Source organism: Paraburkholderia atlantica (assembly GCF_000092885.1).
Lineage (GTDB): Bacteria > Pseudomonadota > Gammaproteobacteria > Burkholderiales > Burkholderiaceae > Paraburkholderia > Paraburkholderia atlantica.
On sequence record NC_014119.1, the window covers coordinates 1,032,863 to 1,051,301 of the forward strand.

Below are 18,439 nucleotides of genomic sequence, written 5' to 3' on the forward strand. Positions count from 1 at the left end.
CAGCTGCGTACGGTCTATTCGCTCGCTGACCTCTGCGACATGCACGAGGCGATGAGGGCGTGGGACGAAGAGCAGGAAGCCGCACACCGCGCGCAGGAAGCAGAGGCGAACAGGGGTAGAAATCGATGACGCTCGATGAATTCATCGTCAAGCTTGGTGTGTCGGCCGACGTCAATCAGGCGAAGGCCTTTCGCGAGCAGCTTACGGGCATCACCAAAGCCGCGTCGGTGGCGACGGCTGCCATCGCCGGCCTCGCCGCGGGCGTAACCGCGTGGCTTGCCAAATCGCTCGACGGACTTGACGCGCTCAATCAGGTCTCCCGAGAGACCGGTGAGAGCGTTGAATTCATCCAGCGCCTCGGATATGCGGCCGACATGAGCGGTGCATCGGTAGAGGCCGCGACTGGATCGATCCGCGGCATGACGAAGGCGATCGGCGAGGCGGCCGCGGGTGTTGGCCGTGGTGCGCCGGCGTTCGAGAAGTACGGTCTGCACGCGAAGAACGCAGACGACAGCGTTAAGCAGTTCTCCGAGGTCCTCGGTGACGTGCAGGACAAGATGGCCCGCATGTCGAAAGCCGAGCAGGGCGCGTTCCTGTCGAAAATCGGCATCGATCCGTCCATGGTGCAGGTGTTGCGCATGTCGCGCGAGGAACTGCAGGGCCTCTTTGCCGAGGCAGATGCGTGGGGCGTGTCGAGCGCTGAACAGGCCGACGCGGCGAGCGAGTGGAAGGACCAGATAACGGACCTAGCATTCGGCTTCGATGCGCTGCGCACCCAGATTGCCATCGGGTTGCTGCCGAGGCTGAAGGAGTTCATCGGCAATCTGAAGGAATTCCTGCGCACGAACCGTCAGGTTGTCCAGAACGGTATTAACCGCTTCATCGGGCTCGTGTATTCGGCAGGGCAGGTGCTCGTGAACCTGTTCCGGTTCATCGCCAAGGTGACGGATGGAATCGGCGGCATGCGGGTCGCACTCCTGCTGGTCGGCGCGGCGCTAGCATGGTTCAAGCGCGCGTCGCTGCTCGCCTTTGCGACGAACCCGGTGTTCTGGCTTGTCGCGGCGATCGGCGTCCTGCTGTTGCTGATCGACGACTTCATGACCTACCTCGATGGAGGTGAGGCGGAATTCGGCGAGTTCTGGGAGACGCTGCGCGAACCGATCGCAGCGGTGCGCGCCGAGATCGGCGCGTTCATCCGCGATCTCAAGCGGTGGTGGGCCGAGCACGGCGAGACCGTGATGGCCATTGCGGGCGAACTGTGGGACTACCTGCGGCTCGGGTTTGCGCAAACTGTCGCGGTGATCGGCGCCGTGCTGGGGCAGCTTTGGGATTTGTTCAGTACGGCATTCGGGCTGATGGCCGATCTGATCGACTGGTTCGTCGCGTTCATCACTGGCGACTTCGAAGCCGCTGGCGCGATTGTCGGCCGGATGCTGAATCGTGTCGCCGATCTGTTCATCAAGACGTTCACGCGGATCGGGGATTTCGTGAGGGGCACGATCGAGCGCATCAAGTCCTATTTCCCGGGCGTGGGTGCCCTCATCGAAAAGACTCTCGGTGCGGTGGCGCGGTTCTTTGGCGGCGGCACAGTCGATGTGAATGCCACCGGCGCTGACGCCGGGGCGATCGCGACCGCCGCGCGAGGCGCTGCAGCGATCCCGCGGCAGGTCCAGAGCGCAGCAGCAGGTGCGGCGCCGGCAGCGCGAGCGCAGCCCGGCACGACGACTAACCGAACTGTGAACGCGAATGTCACAAACAACACGACGATGCATGTACAGGCTGATGACCCTGAAGCAGCAGCGCGTGCGGTGCAGGACAGGCTCGATCAGCAGAACCGCGCGGCGGTGCAGAACGCAGCTAGTGCTGTCGTCGGGTAACGGGAGGGGGCAATGGCAACAGGTACGCAGGTGCTGCGCACCGCGATCGGGACGATCACGCTCGACGTTGTGAAGGATGAGTCGCACACGAGCGATCTGGAAATCACCGAGAACCCTGTCGAATCGGGCGCGGAGGTGGCAGACCATGCGGTCCTGAAGCCGCCTGACGTGGTCATTTCCGGGACCATTGTGTCGTACGAGCCGCCGGCCGATGCGTCGCTGCTGGCGCGCGCCGTGAACATTCGCAGCGTGAGCGATTTCCTCGACGTAGTTGGCACGCCGGGCACGTTCGAGTCATTCACTGAAGACACCCTGGCGCGCGCGAACCGCGAGCTCACCTCGTTCGTGGGCTCATCTGCGAATGCTTTTGCTGGGCTCGTCGCACCGCGTGCGCTCGCGCCTTGGCTACCCGACTTTTCGTCGTGGTTCGCAGGAGACGACAGCGCCGCCGAGAACCGCATCGCGCAGATCCACGAGTCGCTGCTCGCGCTGCAGAAAAGCGGTTCTCCGGTAGAGGTACAGACCATGTCGCGGCTGTACGAGGACATGCTGCTGAAGACCGTAGCGATGCAGCAGTCAAACATCCACGGTGCCATTCTGACGGTGACTTGCCGGCGCATTTTCATCGTCGAGACCAAGAGAGGCTCCGGGCTGTCGGTGGCGAGCAGCGCGAAGTCCGGTCGGGCCGCAAAGCAGTCCGCCGGCGCGACACAGAAAGGCAATGTGCAGGGCGCTGACGCACCCGGCAAGAAGTCAGCGGTGCGGCAGCTTGTTAACTACGTGAAAGGCACATAGTGATCCGACTTCCAATTGATTCAACGCCGCTGCAGAAGATGAGCGTTGACCCGGGCGACGGCTCGCCGTTGAACCTGACGATCCGCTACAACTCGGTCGGCGATCACTGGGAACTCGACGTGCAGGACCGCACCACCGATGCGGTGATCGTCCAGGCGGTGCCGCTGGTGCTCGGGCCGCCGATTCTTTGGCGGGACACGGTGGATTACTTTCTGTGGCTCGAGGATCTGAGCGGCGTCGGCCTTGATCCGATAGGCGGTGACGATCTGGGCGAGAGGTTCGCGCTCTACGTCGGCCTGAAGAGCGAGGTGGCGGAATGACGATGCAATTCGGTCGTCGCTGGCGACTTGAGATCGGCAACCGCTCGGAATCGATTGCCATCGAGGCGCTCCGGATCAAGTTCGAGATCGACAAAAGCCTCGACGAGAAGCCGAACCCGGCGAAGTTGTCTGTCTACAACCTCAACCGCGGCCACATGAACCTGATCGTGTCGAAGGGGTTCAATCTCGCGCGCCTATCTGTGGGCTATGACGAGCTGCGGCTGCTGTACCAGGGCGATATCGTGAAACCGTCGACGAAGCGCGACAAGATGGACTGGATCACTTCGTTCGAATGTGGCGACGGCAGCTTCGATTACGCCAGCGCTCGCGTGTGGACCACGCTGCAGGCGGGGGCCACCGATGCGCATGTGCTCACCGAGGCGACAAAGGCCATGACGCGCACGCAGGCGGGCGTCGCCGAAGTGAACAACGTGCGCACCATGCCGCGCGGGAAGGTGCTGATGGGCAACGCGCGCGACGTGGTGCGCACCGTTGCGCGCAATAGCGGTGCGGACTGGTCGATTCAGGATGGCGAGCTGATGGTGCTGCCCGCAGACAAGGTGCTGCCGGGCGAGGGATTCGTGCTGTCGCAGGACACCGGAATGATCGACAGCCCGAAGGTGACGGACAACGGGCTGGAAGTGAAATGCCTGCTGAATCCCGAGATTCGCGTCGGCGGCCTGGTGCGCGTCGAGTCAATGATCAACACGTACAACGGGGATTACAAGGTCGTGCGGGTGAAGTACGTCGGGGACACGCACACATCGGACTGGTACTGCGGCCTCGTTGTGCGCGGCGGGAAGTTTCGGAAGGTCGAGAAGTCGAAGGCAGGAGAGGCAGGGAATGGGGACATTTGACGAAGACATGCCGTCCGCGGAGCTCGCGCGCTCGAACGAGATGCGCGCGGAACTGCTGAAGGTGCGCACGGCGTTCCCCGGTATCGTCGAATCGTTCGATCCGGATGCACGCACTGTAACGGTACGCCCTGCAATCGATGCGGTGCTCGCCGATGGCAGCGCGGCCGAACTGCCCCTGCTTGTGGATGTGCCAGTTTCCTTCCCGATGGGCGGTCCCTTCGTGATCGAGTGGCCGCTCAAGCGCGGCGACGAGGGGCAGGTGATCATCAACGATCGCTGCATCGATGGCTGGTTCGTGTCCGGCCGCAACGGGCCGCCGATGGACTTGCGCCTCCACGATCTTTCCGACGCCACCTTCTTTCCCGGGATCTGCTCGCTGCCGAATGTTCCGGGCGGCTTCGATATGGAAGCGCTGGTGATCCGGCAGATCGATGGACTGGCCAAGTTCCGGATGGATAGCGGCGGCAACATCGAGGTCGATGGCGCTCTGCTCACCGTGAAATGCCCGGCCATCTTTGAAAAGCTGCTGACCTACCAGGCTGGCATGGCCGGGCAGGGTGGAGGTGCCGGCACGACGATCAGGGGCGACATGGACCACAGCGGCGGCACAATCCGTTCGAACGGCGTTTCCGTTGATGGCCACACTCACATCGACTCGATGGGCGGTGAAACACAGGAGCCCAGGGGATGAGGGTAAGACGAATCGACGAGAGCGGCGACTGGACCTTCGGGCACGGCCGCGCGGATTATGCCGATCTGTCGGAATCGGTGGCACAGCGCGTCGTAACGCGGCTGCGCTCGTTCCGAGGCGATTGGTTTCTGGACCTTGGCCACGGCATCCCGTGGATCGAGCGGATGGAGCGCGCGGGCGAGCGCGAACGCCTCGAAACCGATATCAAGCGTCAGATTCTCGGCACGGCTGGCGTAGCCGCGATTCTGTCGTTCGACGTCGCGACTGATGGCACAACGCGCCACATGACGGTTTCCACCACGTTGCGCGATATCTACGGCAACGAATCTGACGTTAGCACGCGGGTTGGCGTCTAGGCACCGCCCGCATGCCGGGCATTTCACGAGCGGGACAATCAATGGGGCAACTCACACCGCAGGGCTACGTCGCCGAGCGGCTCGACGCCATTCTCGCGCGTCTGGAGGCGGGACTTCGACGTATCTATGGAGAAGATATCGACCTGAGTCCGGACAGCCCGGACGGCCAGGCGATCGGGCTGTTTGCACAGGGACTGGCCGACATCAACGAGCTTGGCGCAGTGATTTACCGCGCAATGGATCCGGACTACGCCGGTGGTAAATGGCTAGAACAGCGGGTCGCGTATGCAGGCCTCAGACGGCGCGGCTCACGCTACAGCCGGATGCCGAGTGTGATTCTGCTCGGCACGCCACACCGGACGATTCCGGCCGGCGTGGTGGTTTCTGATCCGCGGCGCGTGCGATGGCTGTTGCTGACGGATGTAACGTTGAACGATGCGGGCGCGGGGCGCGGTGATTTCCGCAGCGAGGAGCGAGGCAACTTCAAGAACGCGATCGACACGCAACTGCGCATCGAGACGATTGTGAACGGCTGGGAAACAGCCACCACCTTTGCGGAGACAGAGGTCGGCGAGCCCGAGGAACTCGATCCGGAGCTGCGCACAAGGTTCGCACGCTCGCGCGCGAGGGCTGCACAGAACTCTGCCGATGGTATCGAAGCGAAAATCGGAGAACTGCCAGACGTGCGCGATGTGCTATGCCTGGAGAACTTCACCAGCGTCACCGATGAAAACGGCCTTCCGCCACACAGTATTAATGTGATCGTGGATGGGGGCGACGCTGACGCGATTGCCCAGATCATCTTCGACAACAAGACCGCGGGCACCGACATGCTCGGCGACGTCGAGCGGATGGCATTCGACGGGAAAGGACGTCCCCGGCGAGTCTGGTTTGATCGCACGAAGATCATCGATTGCGCAGCTTACATAGAGGTCAAGCGCAATCGTGGCGTGGAAGGAGTCGACGAAGAGGGCATAAAGAAGGCTATTGCGGCGTACTCAATCGCGATGGGCGACGACGTGAAACTATCCCGGCTCTTCACCCCGATCAACACCGTCGCCGGGTTCTCCGTGGATGTGCTGAAAATTGGCTTCGTCGGCGATCAGTTGGTGTCGCACAACCTCCCGATCGGGGTGCGTGAGCGCGCGCGTTTCCTTGCCGAGGACATCGAGGTGATCGTCCTATGAGCTACGAGCGTTTGCTAATCTGGCAGTACAAAGGCAAGCCGCGCGCTGTCGCCACTGCGAAACTCATTAGCGATGAGATCGGACGTGCATGGGGCGGCATCGCCCAGTTACCCGAAGCACTTGACATAGACAATGCCGAGGGCGCCAACCTCGATCTTGTGGGCAAGCATGTCGGCCAGTCACGCGTTATTCCAGATATGGTCGCACGCGAATTTTTCGCGTTTCTCGAATCGCTGGACGGTGGCGGCTTCCAACGCGACGGTATGGGTGGGGCCACCTTCTACCGGTACGGGAGATCACTTGCGGAATCGGTCGTCCTTGACGACGACAATTACCGCTTCCTGATCCGTTGCCGCATCACGAAGAACTACATGATCGGGACCATCCCCGATCTCCTGGATGCGCTGGATTTCATTTTCAACGGCGCGGCCGAGGTCTTCGACGGCTACGACATGTCGATTTCTGTCGTTGTCGAAACAACCAACGTTTCCAGCTTCGAACTGTTCGCCGTTCAACACCTCGATATCTTGCCCAGGCCCGTAGGGGTGGGCGTGGCGTTCTATGTGGTCACTGGTCCGAGACCCTTCGGATTCAATGGCAGTGTCGGAGGATTCGGTTTCAATGAAGGTACATTTGCGAGGCTTTTATGATCATTTTTGACCGCCCGGATGAATTTGTATTTGCCGAGGGCGCAAAACCGGGCGAAGTGGCCGACTTCCCGAACATGTTGCGGGGGTGGGGCGAGGCGTTCGATCGCACAGGCGGCAAGCCGCCGATGGAGTGGTTTAACGCGTTGGGCCTTCGCACAGATCGCGCGGTGCGCTACTTCATGCAGCGCGGCGTGTCTGAGTGGTCGCAAACCGACGACTATCCAGAAGGCGCGATCGTGCAGCACGACGGCCTGCTGTATCAGGCGATTCAACACACAAGCGGTGATCGGCCGGACAATATGCCGGCATCGTGGGGGCCACTCTACAACTATGGAGTGACTTCGATCACCGGCCTCACGAACGCTAACGTCACGCTCACGCCAAGGCAGGCCGCGAAAAGCCGCATCGTGTTGTCGGGAGCGCTGACGGGCAATGTGCAGATCATTTTTCCGACGTGGCTGAAAGACTGGAAGGTCAGGAACAACACGACCGGGAATTTCACGGTCACGTGCAAGACCGCGTCAGGCCTGGGCGCCGTGTGTCCGTCACGCGCGACCACGCTCATCTACGGCGATGGCGTGAACATCAACTCCGACAACCTGCTTGCCAACCCCCTCAACAACACCGGTGCTTCGTCCGATATCGTGCTTGCTATCGGTCAGGCCGCATACATCGACATTTCTGCCGCCACGGCTGTTCCGCTGCATATCGGGTGCGGCGATAACCAGTCGTATGAGATAGAGATGCAACTATCAGGAAATACTGGTGCGCAGCTGGGAACGTATCTACTCCCGAACAATACGTCCTATACGAACTATTTCGTGTGGGAGCAACTATACAACACGTCAAACACGCCCCTTGCCAACAGCAACTACTCGAGCGGCTTCGGCATTGGGGGAGCTGATATTCGTTATCGAAAAGTGTTTCTTTCAACAAAGACCATTAGCAAAACCGCGACTTCGCATGGTGCGTCATATATCTCTGCTTCGCTCGGAACCTCCTCAGACGTGATGGCCTCTTTCTGGCAGGCGCAACCAAGCACCAATACAGTTGGCGATACCACGACTCCGTGGACTTCGTTGGGGACGGTAACTTTTCCCGTTGCCGCGACCGGCCGAATTCTCATTCGGCGCAATTCGTGAGGGAATCCACGCATGAACTTTTATCAACTACCGAACGGCGAAGTCGCAGGGTTTGACGATCCGGATCTCGTTCCCGAAGGGGCGACGGAAATTGCGGCTGATCAGTTCTCCCAGATCGCGACGACGCCGGTATTAACGCTTGCTCAGATCAAGGCAGCACGGATTGCTGCTCTGACCACGGACTACACCGTCGCGATCCAACAGGCGGTCAGCTACACGAGCAAGGCCGGGGTGACGCAGACGTTTCAAGGTGACACCGACAGTCAGACAAGGCTGATGCAGGCCTCGCAGGGCTTCGGCATGGCTGGCGCAACGCCGCCCGGGTTCTATTGGGTGGCCGCCGATAACACGCAGGAGCCATTCACCCTCGAGGATCTTCAGGGCCTTTACAGCGTGCTGCTCACGCGGGGATGGGCAGCGTTTCAGAAGTTGGAGACACTCAAGAAGGCCGTCGCAGAAGCAACAACCATTGATGCTGCGCAGGCAATCGTCTGGTCCTGATCCGCGCAAGCGTTTCTCTGAAGTTACGTTGAGGACTTATGTATGGATAGCATGAAGAAGGCGGTAGACCGGTACCCGCACAGCGGGACGGGTCTCGATAGCCTGCTTGATCTGTGGAAAGTGACGCCCGATGACGATAACGACATGCCGTTCGTTTCACGGGCACTATGCGTGACGACGGCAGGCGAGTTCCATCTGAAGACGTTTCGCGGCACAGATATCACCGTGACGCTGGCTGAAGGTTGGCATCCGATCCGCGTGTCGCGCGTATATGCGAGTGGCACGACCGGGACCTGCATTGCCGGAGACTGACCCATGATCGGAGCAAACCTGATGCTTCCGGCGCAGTGCTTTGCGTCCTTTGCGCGCGCTGCCGTGCCAGCACCGCCGGAGCCACCTGACCCGAATGCGCCAACGCTTGACCTTAATTTTCTTGTGAACCCAGTCATCCCGGCCGACTGGACGTTTACGCGCGCCTCGACAGCAAAGTATTTTGGCGCGAATGGCTGGCAAAAGTCGGTGGCCAGCAACATTGCCCGCTTCGATCACGATTCGCATACGTGCGAGCTGAGGGGGCTCCTCCTCGAGGAATCGCACACCAATCTGCTGCGCAATTCAGATGCCGCGGAGCTGTGGACGCCGCTGAACGTCGAGGTGATGACCGATGGAACGGTCGGCCCGGACGGGGTGAGTCTTGCGCGGCGTATTGTTGAGGCGGCAGGTGGGGATGACGTTGCCCACTGTGTGTATCAAGACGTGGCCGTCTCGACATCAGCCTACCGCACCTTTACCTGGTCGAGTCGTCTTTATCGTCGGGAACGCACCGAGGCGTATGTCGAAATGCGCAGCGGGGATAGCTACTGTGGTGCCTCATTCGATCTGGTTAGTGGGGCCGTACTTACGCAAGGTGCGGGCGGTCCAGACTGGACCTTCGTCAGGGCGCGGTCCATACCGCTGCGTGACGGTTGGGTTGAGCTGCGCGTAACCGGGACAGTCACGACCGCCACCACGATCAGAGGGGCAGTCTATCTGCAGAACGGCGACTCGATCACGTATCCGGGTGATGGGGTATCCGGGTTGTATCACGGCGGCTCGCGGCTTGAGCAGGCCGGATTTGCGACGAGCCATATTCCGACGACTTCGACGGCTGCGACGCGCGCCCTCGACCGGCTGACCACAAGCAACCTGGACTTTCTCGAATCTGGTGACGGCACGCTGCTCATCGATGCCGTTTTCGTTGGCGTCGCGACCGCGAGCAGTGCGTGCCTGATCTCGCTGGACGATGGCACCAACATCGGAGTCAGCATCTACAAGGCAGTCGGAACGGGGGCGATGTGGTCGTACGTCGGCAACAATGCAACGTCGCTCGGCGTAACGGCGGGAGAGGGCGACAGGGTTCGGATCGCGATCGCATGGTCCGGAGACTGGAGTGTTGCGTCGACCTCGATCAACGGCGAGGCATCGATTGCCATGCGCCCGGTTCCAGTCACGATCACACAGATGTCTATCGGTTCAAGGCGCGGCACGTCTATCTCGAGTATCTGGGCACGCGAGGCTAAGTACTGGCCGCGCCGGTTCGACGATGCAGCACTGTCCGACCTGACGAGGCTTACATGACTTTCCACGATTATTATCTGCGTGCGCCGACTGCCGACGGATTGCACAAGGCCTTACTTGCGGCGAGACTGATCGAGTCTCTGGACGGAGGCGAGTATGCACCCAGCGACGGGATGCAACTGGACGTCATCGGCGAGCTCGCCATTTTCACCGGAACAGGTGAAGCGGCAACCCTGCCTGGTTGGCACGCGAACCTCCGCATGAGCCGGCCACTGTCCGACGATGAGCGCAGCCGGCTCGCCGGGTTTGTGATCGATCCACCGAAAGCGCCATTGCGCGTGTGGGCTTAGAGCCCGTTTTCTTTCAGACCGCCTTCGGGCGGCTTTTTCGTTTACGGCCGCCGCGTGCGGCCGTTTCCTTTTGGGATATCTGCATGACACGACTTACCGACCATTTCACACTCGAGGAACTGACGCAGAGCGAGACCGCAACGCGGCGCCGAATCGACAACACGCCATCGCCAGCGATCGTCGAAAACCTGACGCGTACCGCGCAGACGCTTGAGCAGGTGCGAGCGCTGCTCTGCTCGCGACCAGTGCTGGTGTCGTCGGGCTACCGATCGCCCGCGCTCAACACGGCGGTCGGCGGCGCGGCGAACAGCGCGCACATGACAGGGCTGGCCGCCGATTTCATTTGTCCGGGCTTCGGCAGTCCGCTCGAAATCTGCCGGAAGATCGCTGCGTCAAATATCCCGTTCGACCAGTTAATACAGGAGGGCACGTGGGTTCACATCGGGCTCGCGCCGGGCGGGCAGAAGGCGCGGCAGCAAGTGCTGACTGCCAACTTCGGCGTCGGCGGAACGACCTACACCAACGGTATTGCATAACTGGAGGATCAATGCAACTGAACGAGCATGAAAAGGAACTGGTGATTCTCTTTGGCCTCGGCGCCGTGATTGGCTTGGGCAAGCTCATGGTGGGCGGCGAGCCCATGTCCTTGCGCCTGGTAGTGGGCCGGATGATTGTCGGCGCCGGCCTGTCGGCTAGTGCGGGCGCGGTGCTAATGGTGTTTCAGGACATGCCGCCGACGGCACTGGTGGGGATTGCCTCTGCGTTCGGCATCTTGGGGCAGTCGGCGCTCGAAGCGATGGCGCAGAAGTTTCTTGGAAAGTTTCACGGCAAGGACGGCGATGCTGAATAAGACCGCTATCGCGTTGATCGCGGCTGCGCTCGTCTCGGGTGGCGTGACGCATCTGTATCACCGCGCGCAACTTGCGGACGCCCGGGCGGACCTTGCGAGCGCCCACCGGCAGCACACAGCCGATCTGAAAGCCATATCCGATGCCGTCGCCTCGGCGGCCGTCGCGGCGCAGGCAGAAACCGCGCGCGCAGCGTCCGCTGTCGCCGTGGTCGAACAACAATATCGAACGGAACAAATCAATGCTCAAGAGACGATCGATGCTCTACGGGCCGATGTGCGTGCTGGCGATGTCCGGCTGCGCATCGCAACCGCCAGTTGCACAGCTTCAGCCGGTAGCGGCGGCGCGCCCGGTGCTGGCACCACCGCCGGCGGAACTGATGGAGCCGGAACAGCCGAACTTGACGGATCGGCTGCTGACGCTCTTCTCGGTATCACCAGCGACGGTGACCGCGCTATTCTAAAACTGACTGCGTTGCAGGAGTACGCGCGCGAAGCACAGCGCGTTTGCGGGTCGCACGCCGGAGATTAGTCAAGTCTGCCGCCGCACCCGTGCTTAGCTGTATAGGTCGGGGCGTGATCTGATAGTCACGGTCGGATCACATCGCATGCGGCCTATCCGTTCTTGAGGAAGGCCGACAACGACCCGTTTCCGTCGGTCGCGCTCTCGGTTATCCAAGGGCGGCTAACAGAGTAAAGCGGCCGTCATTTCGGCCGAACGTCACCTCATGGCCGGCTCTGCCCAGTCAAAACGTTCCGGTCAAGAGATCAGCAAATCACTCAGCTGGACGGAAGCCAACGGTTTTGCTTCGAGACTTTCCGTATTGCCGTTCGGCCCGATCGGCATGACCAAACGCTGGCACGCACCGTGTCGTGAGCGACTACGTCTACGGTGAGTCCGACGCTAAGGACAGGCGAATCAGCGACCTTGGCTACGAGTAATCGATCTTCAAAGAAATACTTATTTCTTGTTTCTGCTCAAGACCGCCGCTAACTGCCGATCAAAGTCGCCCGGATCAAAGTAATCGCGCCAGACGGTGATTTTCCCTTCCTTCACTGTGATCGTACCCATCACCGGCAGCGTGATTGCACCGCCGTTCTGATGATGGAAGATATCAACGCGCTCGTTCAGCACGACATCGGCCGACGCCGCAATCTGCGTGACCTGCCAATCCACCGTGAAAATGCGGCCGATCCCGAAGTCGGCATGGAACGCCCTGACATTCTCGCGACCGACGATCTTCGGAAACGGAACGTTATCGTACAGCACGTCGTCGGCAAGCATGGCGAGCGCTTCATCGATACGATTGGCACTCCAGTGACAGAAGAACTCCGTAGCGATGCGAGTGGCTTCAGATGACATGATCGAGACATCCCTGATTGAAATTGAGCCTGAAAAGTGCGCCAGTTCTCCTTAGAAAGACACGGCTCCGGGCACGAGAAGCGCAATGCCTGAAAGCAATCGCGCCTCAACGGCACGATGCGCGGAGGCAGCATCTGCCAGTTCGAAATGCGCGACATCGATATCGTCGAAGGCGCCGGCGCGCATCAGCGAAAATAGTTCCGTCGAGGCGGCGTCGATGGTCCCGGCGTGCACGAACTGAGGCGTGCCGCCGCGCCTGATGCGAACGTCGCGCCGCGCAGCCTCGGCCGATTCGTCGAACGCATTGCCGGAGGCGGCGCCGATCGCAACGATGTCACCACCGTCACGCACGAGCGGCATAGCGAGCGCCGAAGTGGCAGCGCCGACCAGATCGAAGACCACATCGACGCCGTCGGGCGCCACGGCACGAACCTTATCCGCGATGGCCGGATCGCCCGCATGGAACGCGTGATGCGCTCCGGCGCGCACCTTCGCCATTTTGTCGCGCGAGCCGGCCACGCCCAGCACCGTCGCGCCGAGCGACTTCGCCCATCGCGACAGGATGCTGCCCACACTGCCTGACGCGCCGACGATCAGCGCGGTCTCGCCCGCTCGAAGCGGATGCAGGGCACGCAATGCCATCCAGGCCGTCAGTCCTTTGGCGAGAAACGTCGCCGCATGGAAGGTGCAAATGTCCGGCGGAAGCTTGATGAGCGCATCGGCGGAAATCAGGCGTTCGCTGGCATAGCCCCCCAGCGCGAAGAAATAGGCGACGCGGTCGCCCGACGCAAAACGGTTCACGTCGGCACCGGTATGCGTCACCGTGCCCGCGCCCTCGAAGCCTGGAATGGCGGGCAGCGTGACCGGATAACCGCCGCTTCGGACCATCGTATCGACGAAGTTCACGCCGATCGCGTCTTGAGTTATCCGAACCTGACCCGGACCAGGTAGTCCGAGCTCCTCCTGTTCAACGCGCAGCACATCCGGCGCGCCGATCTCATGCATGCGGACGACCTGTGCCATGTCTTTCTCCTCAGGCGGATTGACCGCCGTCGACGTTCAGCGTCGCGCCGGTGATATAGGAAGCTTCCGGGCCGACGAGAAACGCCACTGCCGCAGCGATGTCTTCGGGCTTGCCATAGCGACCCAGCGAGGCCATACCCTTCAGCGTCTCGGCAAACGGGCCGTCTTCCGGGTTCATCTCCGTGTTGATCGCGCCCGGCTGAATCAGATTGACGGTGATGCCGCGCGGACCGAGATCGCGCGACCAGCCGCGCGTGTAGGCGGCAACGGCCGCTTTGCTGGCGACGTAATCGGAAACGCCCGCGAAGGGAATATGCACGGCGCCCGTCGTTCCAATGGAGACGATGCGCCCGCCATCGTTGAGCAGCGGCACCGCGGTGCGCACGGCGGTCGCGACACCTTTCACATTGACGTCAAGCTGACGATCGAAGGCATCGATATCGGTCGATGCGTCGCCGACCAGTCCGGTGACGAACACGCCCGCTGAATTCACGAGGATATCGAGTCGGCCGAGCGCGGCGTGCGCCTGCGTGACGAGTTCCTGAACTTCGTGCGTGACGGCCTGATCTGCCTTGAACGCCACAGCGCGGCCGCCATTCGATTCGATTTCCGCGACCAGCGAGTTGGCCCGGTCCGCCGATGCCGCGTAGCTGAAGGCCACGGACGCGCCATCGCGGGCCAGCCGCCGCACGATCGCCGCACCGATGCCACGCGATCCGCCGGTCACAAGAGCGGCCTTGCCGGCGAGAGGAAGAGTCTGGGTATTCATGGTTTGCTCCGGTTGGTTGATTGCATGGGTGCAAAGATAGACCGAAGATCGCATGATGATTAGATGGTTTAGACTTGATCCATCTTCAACCAATCGTTGAAATTCGATGGAAACGCTCGCTAATCTGGAAAGCTTCGTGAAGAGCGCGCAGTTGCAGAGCTTCTCCGAAGCCGCTCGTCGGCTCGGTCTGACGCCCGCTGCGGTCAGCCGGAATGTCGCGATGCTCGAACGCAATCTCGGCGTGCGTTTATTGCAGCGCTCGACGCGGCGCATCACGCTGACAGAAGCCGGCGAGCGCTTTCTCGACTCGATCGGCGCAAGCCTCGATTCCTTGCAGTCCGCGATCGAAGAGACATCGTCCGGCGCTGCGGAACCGGCAGGCGTGCTGAAAGTCAGCCTAAGTCCCACGCTCGGTCCTGCTTATATCCTGCCGCTACTGCCGGAGTTTCTCCGGCGCTATCCTCGCGTGCGGCCAGAGTGGCATTTCGAAATCAGACAGGTCGATCTCGTGCGCGAGGGCTACGATCTCGCGATAGGCGGCGGCTTCGAACTTACGCCAGGGGTCGTTTCACGCGCGCTTGCGCCTGCACATATCGTCGCGGTGGCGTCCCCCGGCTATCTCCGCGATGTCGCCCTGCCTTCGCATCCAGACGAACTCAGGAACCTGCGCGGCGTGGTGATGCGCGGTATGGCCACGGGCCGCATTAGAAAATGGACAATGCTGGGACCGAATGGCGAAGAGGCCGCAGCCGCCATCAACGAAGACATCGTGATGAACGATCCTGCCTCCATGCGCGAGGCGGCCCGGCTTGGTCTGGGTGTCGCAATGCTGGCGTTGCCCGACGTGCTGCCAGATCTGGCCGACCGCAAGCTCGTGCGGCTGCTGCCCAATTGGCACTCGGACGCGGGAACGATCTCGCTTTACTACGCTTCCCGGCGGCTCTTGCCGGCCAAAACACGCGTGTTCATCGAATTCGTCATCGAAAATTTTCGACAGCTCGGCTATGCGCAGAGCTTCGATGCGAGACCGGAAAAGCGCGTGGCGCTCCCCCGGCGTATAGGCAATGCTAAAAGATAAATCACCGCTCTCATGGACATGTGCGATCGCCGCGGAGCTGACAATCACGTGTGAATCATCAGCGGCCGCTCGCTATGGCGAAGCAGTCATTCGAATGACTGCTCCGCGGAATGGGCGAAGGGCGGCTATTGGCCGAACTGAGACGGACGGCCTGACACCGTCAGACACAGCTTCTGCCGCTTTGCGGGGTGCGGCTTTGCGTCTTCTTCGCCGTCGTCCGCACCCGTGGCCCGCACCCAATACGCGCATCCGCGCTCTGCTTGAGCCTGCAGGCATACCGGCGGGAGGCTATTAGTGCTGTGAGCCTCGCGCCGGTGACTTGATTACTTCGTAGTGTTTGCAACTGGCTTCAAGTCTTTCGCTGCGGCAAGGGTGGGGCCAGCGGCCGCTGATGCATCGCTGGCGGCGGCCTTCTGATCGTCGGGCTTCTTCGGCGGTTCGATGATCGTGGTCAACCCCATGCTGACGGTAATGAGCGCGGGGTAGTCGTATGCGGCGCCGGTGCTCATGTCGACGCCAGCGCCGATCAACCCACCGAAGAGGATGTTGCCGAAGGCCATGCCCTTCGTGCTCGACTTCACGGTTGCGATGCCTGGATCAACGCCATCCTTTTCGCATTTCACACTCAGGTCGCCGTAGGCTCGGTGGATCGTCACCGATCCGGGCGTCTTGATGAACCACGTTCCCTTGTCGTTTTCAAGTTTGCACGCAGCGCCGGCGAGTTCGTCTCCGGACCTGATGGTCTGCACGGAGACGACCTGATTCGTTCCGCCGACGATAGATGCGCAGCCGCTGAGTGCGGCGACGCAGACGAGAGCCCCCAATGTCGCTTTTTTCATTTGTTTCCCCGTATTGTGGATTTATGGTTGTTACAATTTGTAACGGGAACGATTCTATCGACGAGGAAAGCTGCTCGCAAGCTGCCGGTGCAGCTGGAAACCGACTGCCCCGAAGTGACTAACGCCACACCTTTTTTATGCTCACTGGATCGCTTGGAGTCGCGTCGTCGTCGGTGCCGACGGCTCTTATCCAATAGACGCACCCGCGCTCGGGGTTCGCTTGGACCTGCCAAGCACCGCCCCGCACGCACAGGGCATGGGATCCGCCCGCAATGTCGCCGCCCCAATGCTCGCAGAACCGGCAGGGGCGGTCAGTCGCGGCGTCAGGGTAGCGGATGTGAGACATGGGCCGCGTGATACTGTATGGATATACAGTATAGCTAGGTTCGGCGGCAGTATCATGGAGCCATCTCAAAAAGTGAGGTGGCGCTATGTGCTACTCGGCACAAATAGAAGGGGACTATCGCAAGTATGTGAAGGAGTTCGGCGCGGACATCGGCCTCCGCGAGTTCGCGCAGCTGTACTTCGAACGCTCGAAAAGTAAGAAGGTGAAGATTCCCAAGGCCGTCGACGCGGCGTTCGCCGACCCGCAAAATGAAATCGAACGCGAAATCAAAACGCTGATCGACGAGTTCAATCTGCAACAGACCGCAGCGCTCGAGCAGGAACTGTTCAAACAGCGTTCGCGGCTCGCGGATGCGGAACGCGCGCTACAGACCAAAACCACCAAGGCGGCCACAGAAAGCAAGCGCATCGCAACCGACAAGATCGACGCGGCCCGGCGCCGTCTGGATGACATCCGGCGGGTCGAGCTGAAGGATCGGGATTCGCGCATTTTCCCCGGCGTCTATGCGCCGGTGATGGTCATCGAGGACGGGCACCGGGTCATCAAGCCGATGCGTTATCAGTGCCGGCCTGCGGGCAAGCCCGCGTTCTACGACACCAAGTTTCCGGGAACATACAACGCGCGCCGCGACAATCTTGAGGGATTCTGGAAGCAGCTATTCGGATACTCGCACGGCGTGATGGTCGTGTCCGCGTTCTATGAGAATGTCAGCCGGGCCAAGATGGAGGGGCGCGAGCTGAAGGAGGGCGAGGAGGACGAGAACGTTGTCCTTGAATTCCGTCCGCGTGCCGGCAGCGAAATGCTCGTTGCGTGTCTCTGGTCGCGCTGGACTGCGCCTGGCGAGCCGGACCTTCTGTCGTTTGCTGCGATCACAGACGAGCCGCCGCCCGAGGTGGCCGCGGCGGGGCATGACCGCTGCATCGTGCCGATCAAACCTGAGAATGTCGACGCGTGGCTGAACTCCGATCCGGCCAATCTCGCAGCGCTCCATGCGATCCTGGACGATCGCGAGCGGCCGTACTACGAACACCGACTCGCCGCATGAGGGGCGAAGTTCGGCATGACGACAACGTGCCGCGCGACAACTTGCCTAATTTCTCCTTCGTGGAAAATACCTTACATTTTCCTTGAGGCGGCAAATCGTTGAAGTAGTTGGAGCAGCCGCCGAGGGCGTCTTCGATCATGAGAAGACGTGTGTGGGATGCGTCTCACCCCCGGGCGTCAGCGCCGCGCTGCTGTACAGCGCACATATGACGGCCGCACGCCGTCCCTTGGCTGCGGCGCCCTGTGAGACGTGTCCTCCTGATGCAACGCATGCTGACTTCTAAAATTCACCTTGGAGGGAATGCCTTTGAATACTGACTCTGACCACTGCTATGTAAGCCGCTCGCGTGGCTTCGGTAAGAGCCAGCGAGCATCCCGCAGGACTGAGCGGTCCTAGTAGATACGTCTGAAGACGTGTCCTGTATGAAACGCGCCGGTACGCGATGTCCGGCGCTTCGTTTTTCTGGACTCAAAATTCCACGCCCCGACGTCGACCTACCCGCTGGAAAACGGCAGAGATGAAGGCTTAGCGTCTAGGCGATGCCATCAAAAGGGTCGCCGAGTAGCACCTGAGCCCATCGCGCCGGGGTGCCGTTACCACCTTTCACACAAAACCACAGGGTGCATAATCCAGCGTCGTTCGTCAGGGCGAGCAGGTCGCCGCCTTGTCCGTCCTTCGGTAGTCGCATAGTCCCCCGTAGTCCGTTAGCGATGGCCTGGGTTTGGTGATTTGTAGTGGCTGGATATGGGCCCTTCGACTTTTGCGGAGTGAGCCGCAACTGGGCTGCATGAGCCGATTCGAACTGTCCTCCGCGACATTCATTTCCGTGACCAACACCATGGACTC

At 61.1% G+C, this 18,439-nt stretch carries 22 protein-coding genes; 18 read left to right on the forward strand and 4 right to left on the reverse strand.

Annotated features, from left to right (window positions below; all coding sequences use genetic code 11):
* Positions 1 to 125: 125 nt before the first annotated feature.
* The 16 genes from BC1002_RS35815 (at position 126) to BC1002_RS37005 (ending at position 11,662) form a co-directional block, all read left to right on the forward strand.
* Positions 126 to 1,877, forward strand: a complete 1,752-nt coding sequence (locus BC1002_RS35815) for a phage tail tape measure protein (RefSeq protein ID WP_013094184.1) — start codon at positions 126 to 128, stop codon at positions 1,875 to 1,877.
* Positions 1,878 to 1,907: 30 nt separating this feature from the next.
* A complete protein-coding gene (locus tag BC1002_RS32330) occupies positions 1,908 to 2,672 on the forward strand; it encodes a phage baseplate protein (RefSeq protein WP_157874836.1) in 765 nt (254 codons plus the stop codon).
* 38 nt (positions 2,673 to 2,710) lie between these two features.
* Complete coding sequence (locus BC1002_RS32335; RefSeq protein WP_013094186.1) at positions 2,711 to 2,992, forward strand: phage baseplate plug family protein; 282 nt, start codon at positions 2,711 to 2,713, stop codon at positions 2,990 to 2,992.
* Complete coding sequence (locus BC1002_RS32340) at positions 2,989 to 3,849, forward strand: phage protein (RefSeq protein ID WP_013094187.1); 861 nt, start codon at positions 2,989 to 2,991, stop codon at positions 3,847 to 3,849. The genes BC1002_RS32335 and BC1002_RS32340 overlap by 4 nt, the downstream gene beginning before the upstream one ends.
* On the forward strand, positions 3,836 to 4,540 hold the full coding sequence (locus BC1002_RS32345) for a Gp138 family membrane-puncturing spike protein (protein WP_013094188.1): 705 nt from the start codon (positions 3,836 to 3,838) through the stop codon (positions 4,538 to 4,540). Before BC1002_RS32340 ends, BC1002_RS32345 begins: the two co-directional genes overlap by 14 nt.
* On the forward strand, positions 4,537 to 4,896 hold the full coding sequence (locus tag BC1002_RS32350) for a contractile injection system sheath initiator (protein ID WP_013094189.1): 360 nt from the start codon (positions 4,537 to 4,539) through the stop codon (positions 4,894 to 4,896). The genes BC1002_RS32345 and BC1002_RS32350 overlap by 4 nt, the downstream gene beginning before the upstream one ends.
* A 41-nt stretch (positions 4,897 to 4,937) precedes the next feature.
* Entirely contained in the window at positions 4,938 to 6,083 is a 1,146-nt protein-coding gene (locus tag BC1002_RS32355; protein ID WP_013094190.1) for a baseplate J/gp47 family protein, read from the forward strand.
* Positions 6,080 to 6,733, forward strand: a complete 654-nt coding sequence (locus BC1002_RS32360; protein ID WP_013094191.1) for a baseplate wedge 1 family protein — start codon at positions 6,080 to 6,082, stop codon at positions 6,731 to 6,733. Before BC1002_RS32355 ends, BC1002_RS32360 begins: the two co-directional genes overlap by 4 nt.
* Entirely contained in the window at positions 6,730 to 7,875 is a 1,146-nt protein-coding gene (locus BC1002_RS35820) for a carbohydrate-binding protein (RefSeq protein WP_013094192.1), read from the forward strand. Before BC1002_RS32360 ends, BC1002_RS35820 begins: the two co-directional genes overlap by 4 nt.
* A gap of 12 nt (positions 7,876 to 7,887) precedes the next feature.
* Positions 7,888 to 8,376: a DUF4376 domain-containing protein gene (locus tag BC1002_RS35825; protein ID WP_013094193.1), complete on the forward strand. Its 489-nt coding sequence runs from the start codon at positions 7,888 to 7,890 to the stop codon at positions 8,374 to 8,376.
* 42 nt (positions 8,377 to 8,418) lie between these two features.
* Complete coding sequence (locus BC1002_RS32375) at positions 8,419 to 8,688, forward strand: spike base protein, RCAP_Rcc01079 family (protein WP_013094194.1); 270 nt, start codon at positions 8,419 to 8,421, stop codon at positions 8,686 to 8,688.
* Positions 8,689 to 8,691: 3 nt separating this feature from the next.
* Positions 8,692 to 9,993 carry a phage head spike fiber domain-containing protein gene (locus tag BC1002_RS32380; RefSeq protein WP_013094195.1) on the forward strand — a complete coding sequence of 434 codons (1,302 nt, stop codon included), beginning with the start codon at positions 8,692 to 8,694 and terminating at the stop codon, positions 9,991 to 9,993.
* On the forward strand, positions 9,990 to 10,283 hold the full coding sequence (locus BC1002_RS32385; RefSeq protein WP_013094196.1) for a hypothetical protein: 294 nt from the start codon (positions 9,990 to 9,992) through the stop codon (positions 10,281 to 10,283). Before BC1002_RS32380 ends, BC1002_RS32385 begins: the two co-directional genes overlap by 4 nt.
* A gap of 83 nt (positions 10,284 to 10,366) precedes the next feature.
* A complete protein-coding gene (locus tag BC1002_RS32390) occupies positions 10,367 to 10,819 on the forward strand; it encodes a D-Ala-D-Ala carboxypeptidase family metallohydrolase (RefSeq protein ID WP_013094197.1) in 453 nt (150 codons plus the stop codon).
* An 11-nt stretch (positions 10,820 to 10,830) separates the two neighbouring features.
* Complete coding sequence (locus BC1002_RS32395) at positions 10,831 to 11,133, forward strand: phage holin family protein (protein ID WP_013094198.1); 303 nt, start codon at positions 10,831 to 10,833, stop codon at positions 11,131 to 11,133.
* On the forward strand, positions 11,123 to 11,662 hold the full coding sequence (locus tag BC1002_RS37005) for a lysis system i-spanin subunit Rz (RefSeq protein ID WP_083788767.1): 540 nt from the start codon (positions 11,123 to 11,125) through the stop codon (positions 11,660 to 11,662). The genes BC1002_RS32395 and BC1002_RS37005 overlap by 11 nt, the downstream gene beginning before the upstream one ends.
* A gap of 429 nt (positions 11,663 to 12,091) precedes the next feature.
* Here the strand turns inward: BC1002_RS37005 and BC1002_RS32405 are convergent, their stop codons facing one another.
* The 3 genes from BC1002_RS32405 to BC1002_RS32415 are packed head-to-tail and all read right to left on the reverse strand — an operon-like array spanning position 12,092 to position 14,339.
* Positions 12,092 to 12,493, reverse strand: a complete 402-nt coding sequence (locus tag BC1002_RS32405) for a limonene-1,2-epoxide hydrolase family protein (protein WP_013094200.1) — start codon at positions 12,491 to 12,493, stop codon at positions 12,092 to 12,094.
* Positions 12,494 to 12,544: 51 nt separating this feature from the next.
* Positions 12,545 to 13,498, reverse strand: a complete 954-nt coding sequence (locus tag BC1002_RS32410; RefSeq protein ID WP_157874837.1) for a zinc-binding dehydrogenase — start codon at positions 13,496 to 13,498, stop codon at positions 12,545 to 12,547.
* A 28-nt stretch (positions 13,499 to 13,526) separates the two neighbouring features.
* Positions 13,527 to 14,339 (reverse strand): SDR family oxidoreductase, encoded by an 813-nt coding sequence (locus tag BC1002_RS32415; protein WP_337999508.1) that lies wholly within the window; start codon positions 14,337 to 14,339, stop codon positions 13,527 to 13,529.
* A 52-nt stretch (positions 14,340 to 14,391) separates the two neighbouring features.
* On the opposite strand from BC1002_RS32415, the gene BC1002_RS32420 reads away from it, so the two are divergent.
* Positions 14,392 to 15,363, forward strand: a complete 972-nt coding sequence (locus tag BC1002_RS32420) for a LysR family transcriptional regulator (RefSeq protein WP_013094203.1) — start codon at positions 14,392 to 14,394, stop codon at positions 15,361 to 15,363.
* Between the two features lie 323 nt (positions 15,364 to 15,686).
* Here the strand turns inward: BC1002_RS32420 and BC1002_RS32425 are convergent, their stop codons facing one another.
* Positions 15,687 to 16,202: a hypothetical protein gene (locus BC1002_RS32425; protein WP_013094204.1), complete on the reverse strand. Its 516-nt coding sequence runs from the start codon at positions 16,200 to 16,202 to the stop codon at positions 15,687 to 15,689.
* Positions 16,203 to 16,633: 431 nt separating this feature from the next.
* Here BC1002_RS32425 and BC1002_RS32430 point away from each other — a divergent pair, with 431 nt between their 5' ends.
* Complete coding sequence (locus tag BC1002_RS32430) at positions 16,634 to 17,593, forward strand: SOS response-associated peptidase family protein (RefSeq protein WP_013094206.1); 960 nt, start codon at positions 16,634 to 16,636, stop codon at positions 17,591 to 17,593.
* The last annotated feature ends 846 nt before the right edge of the window (positions 17,594 to 18,439 follow it).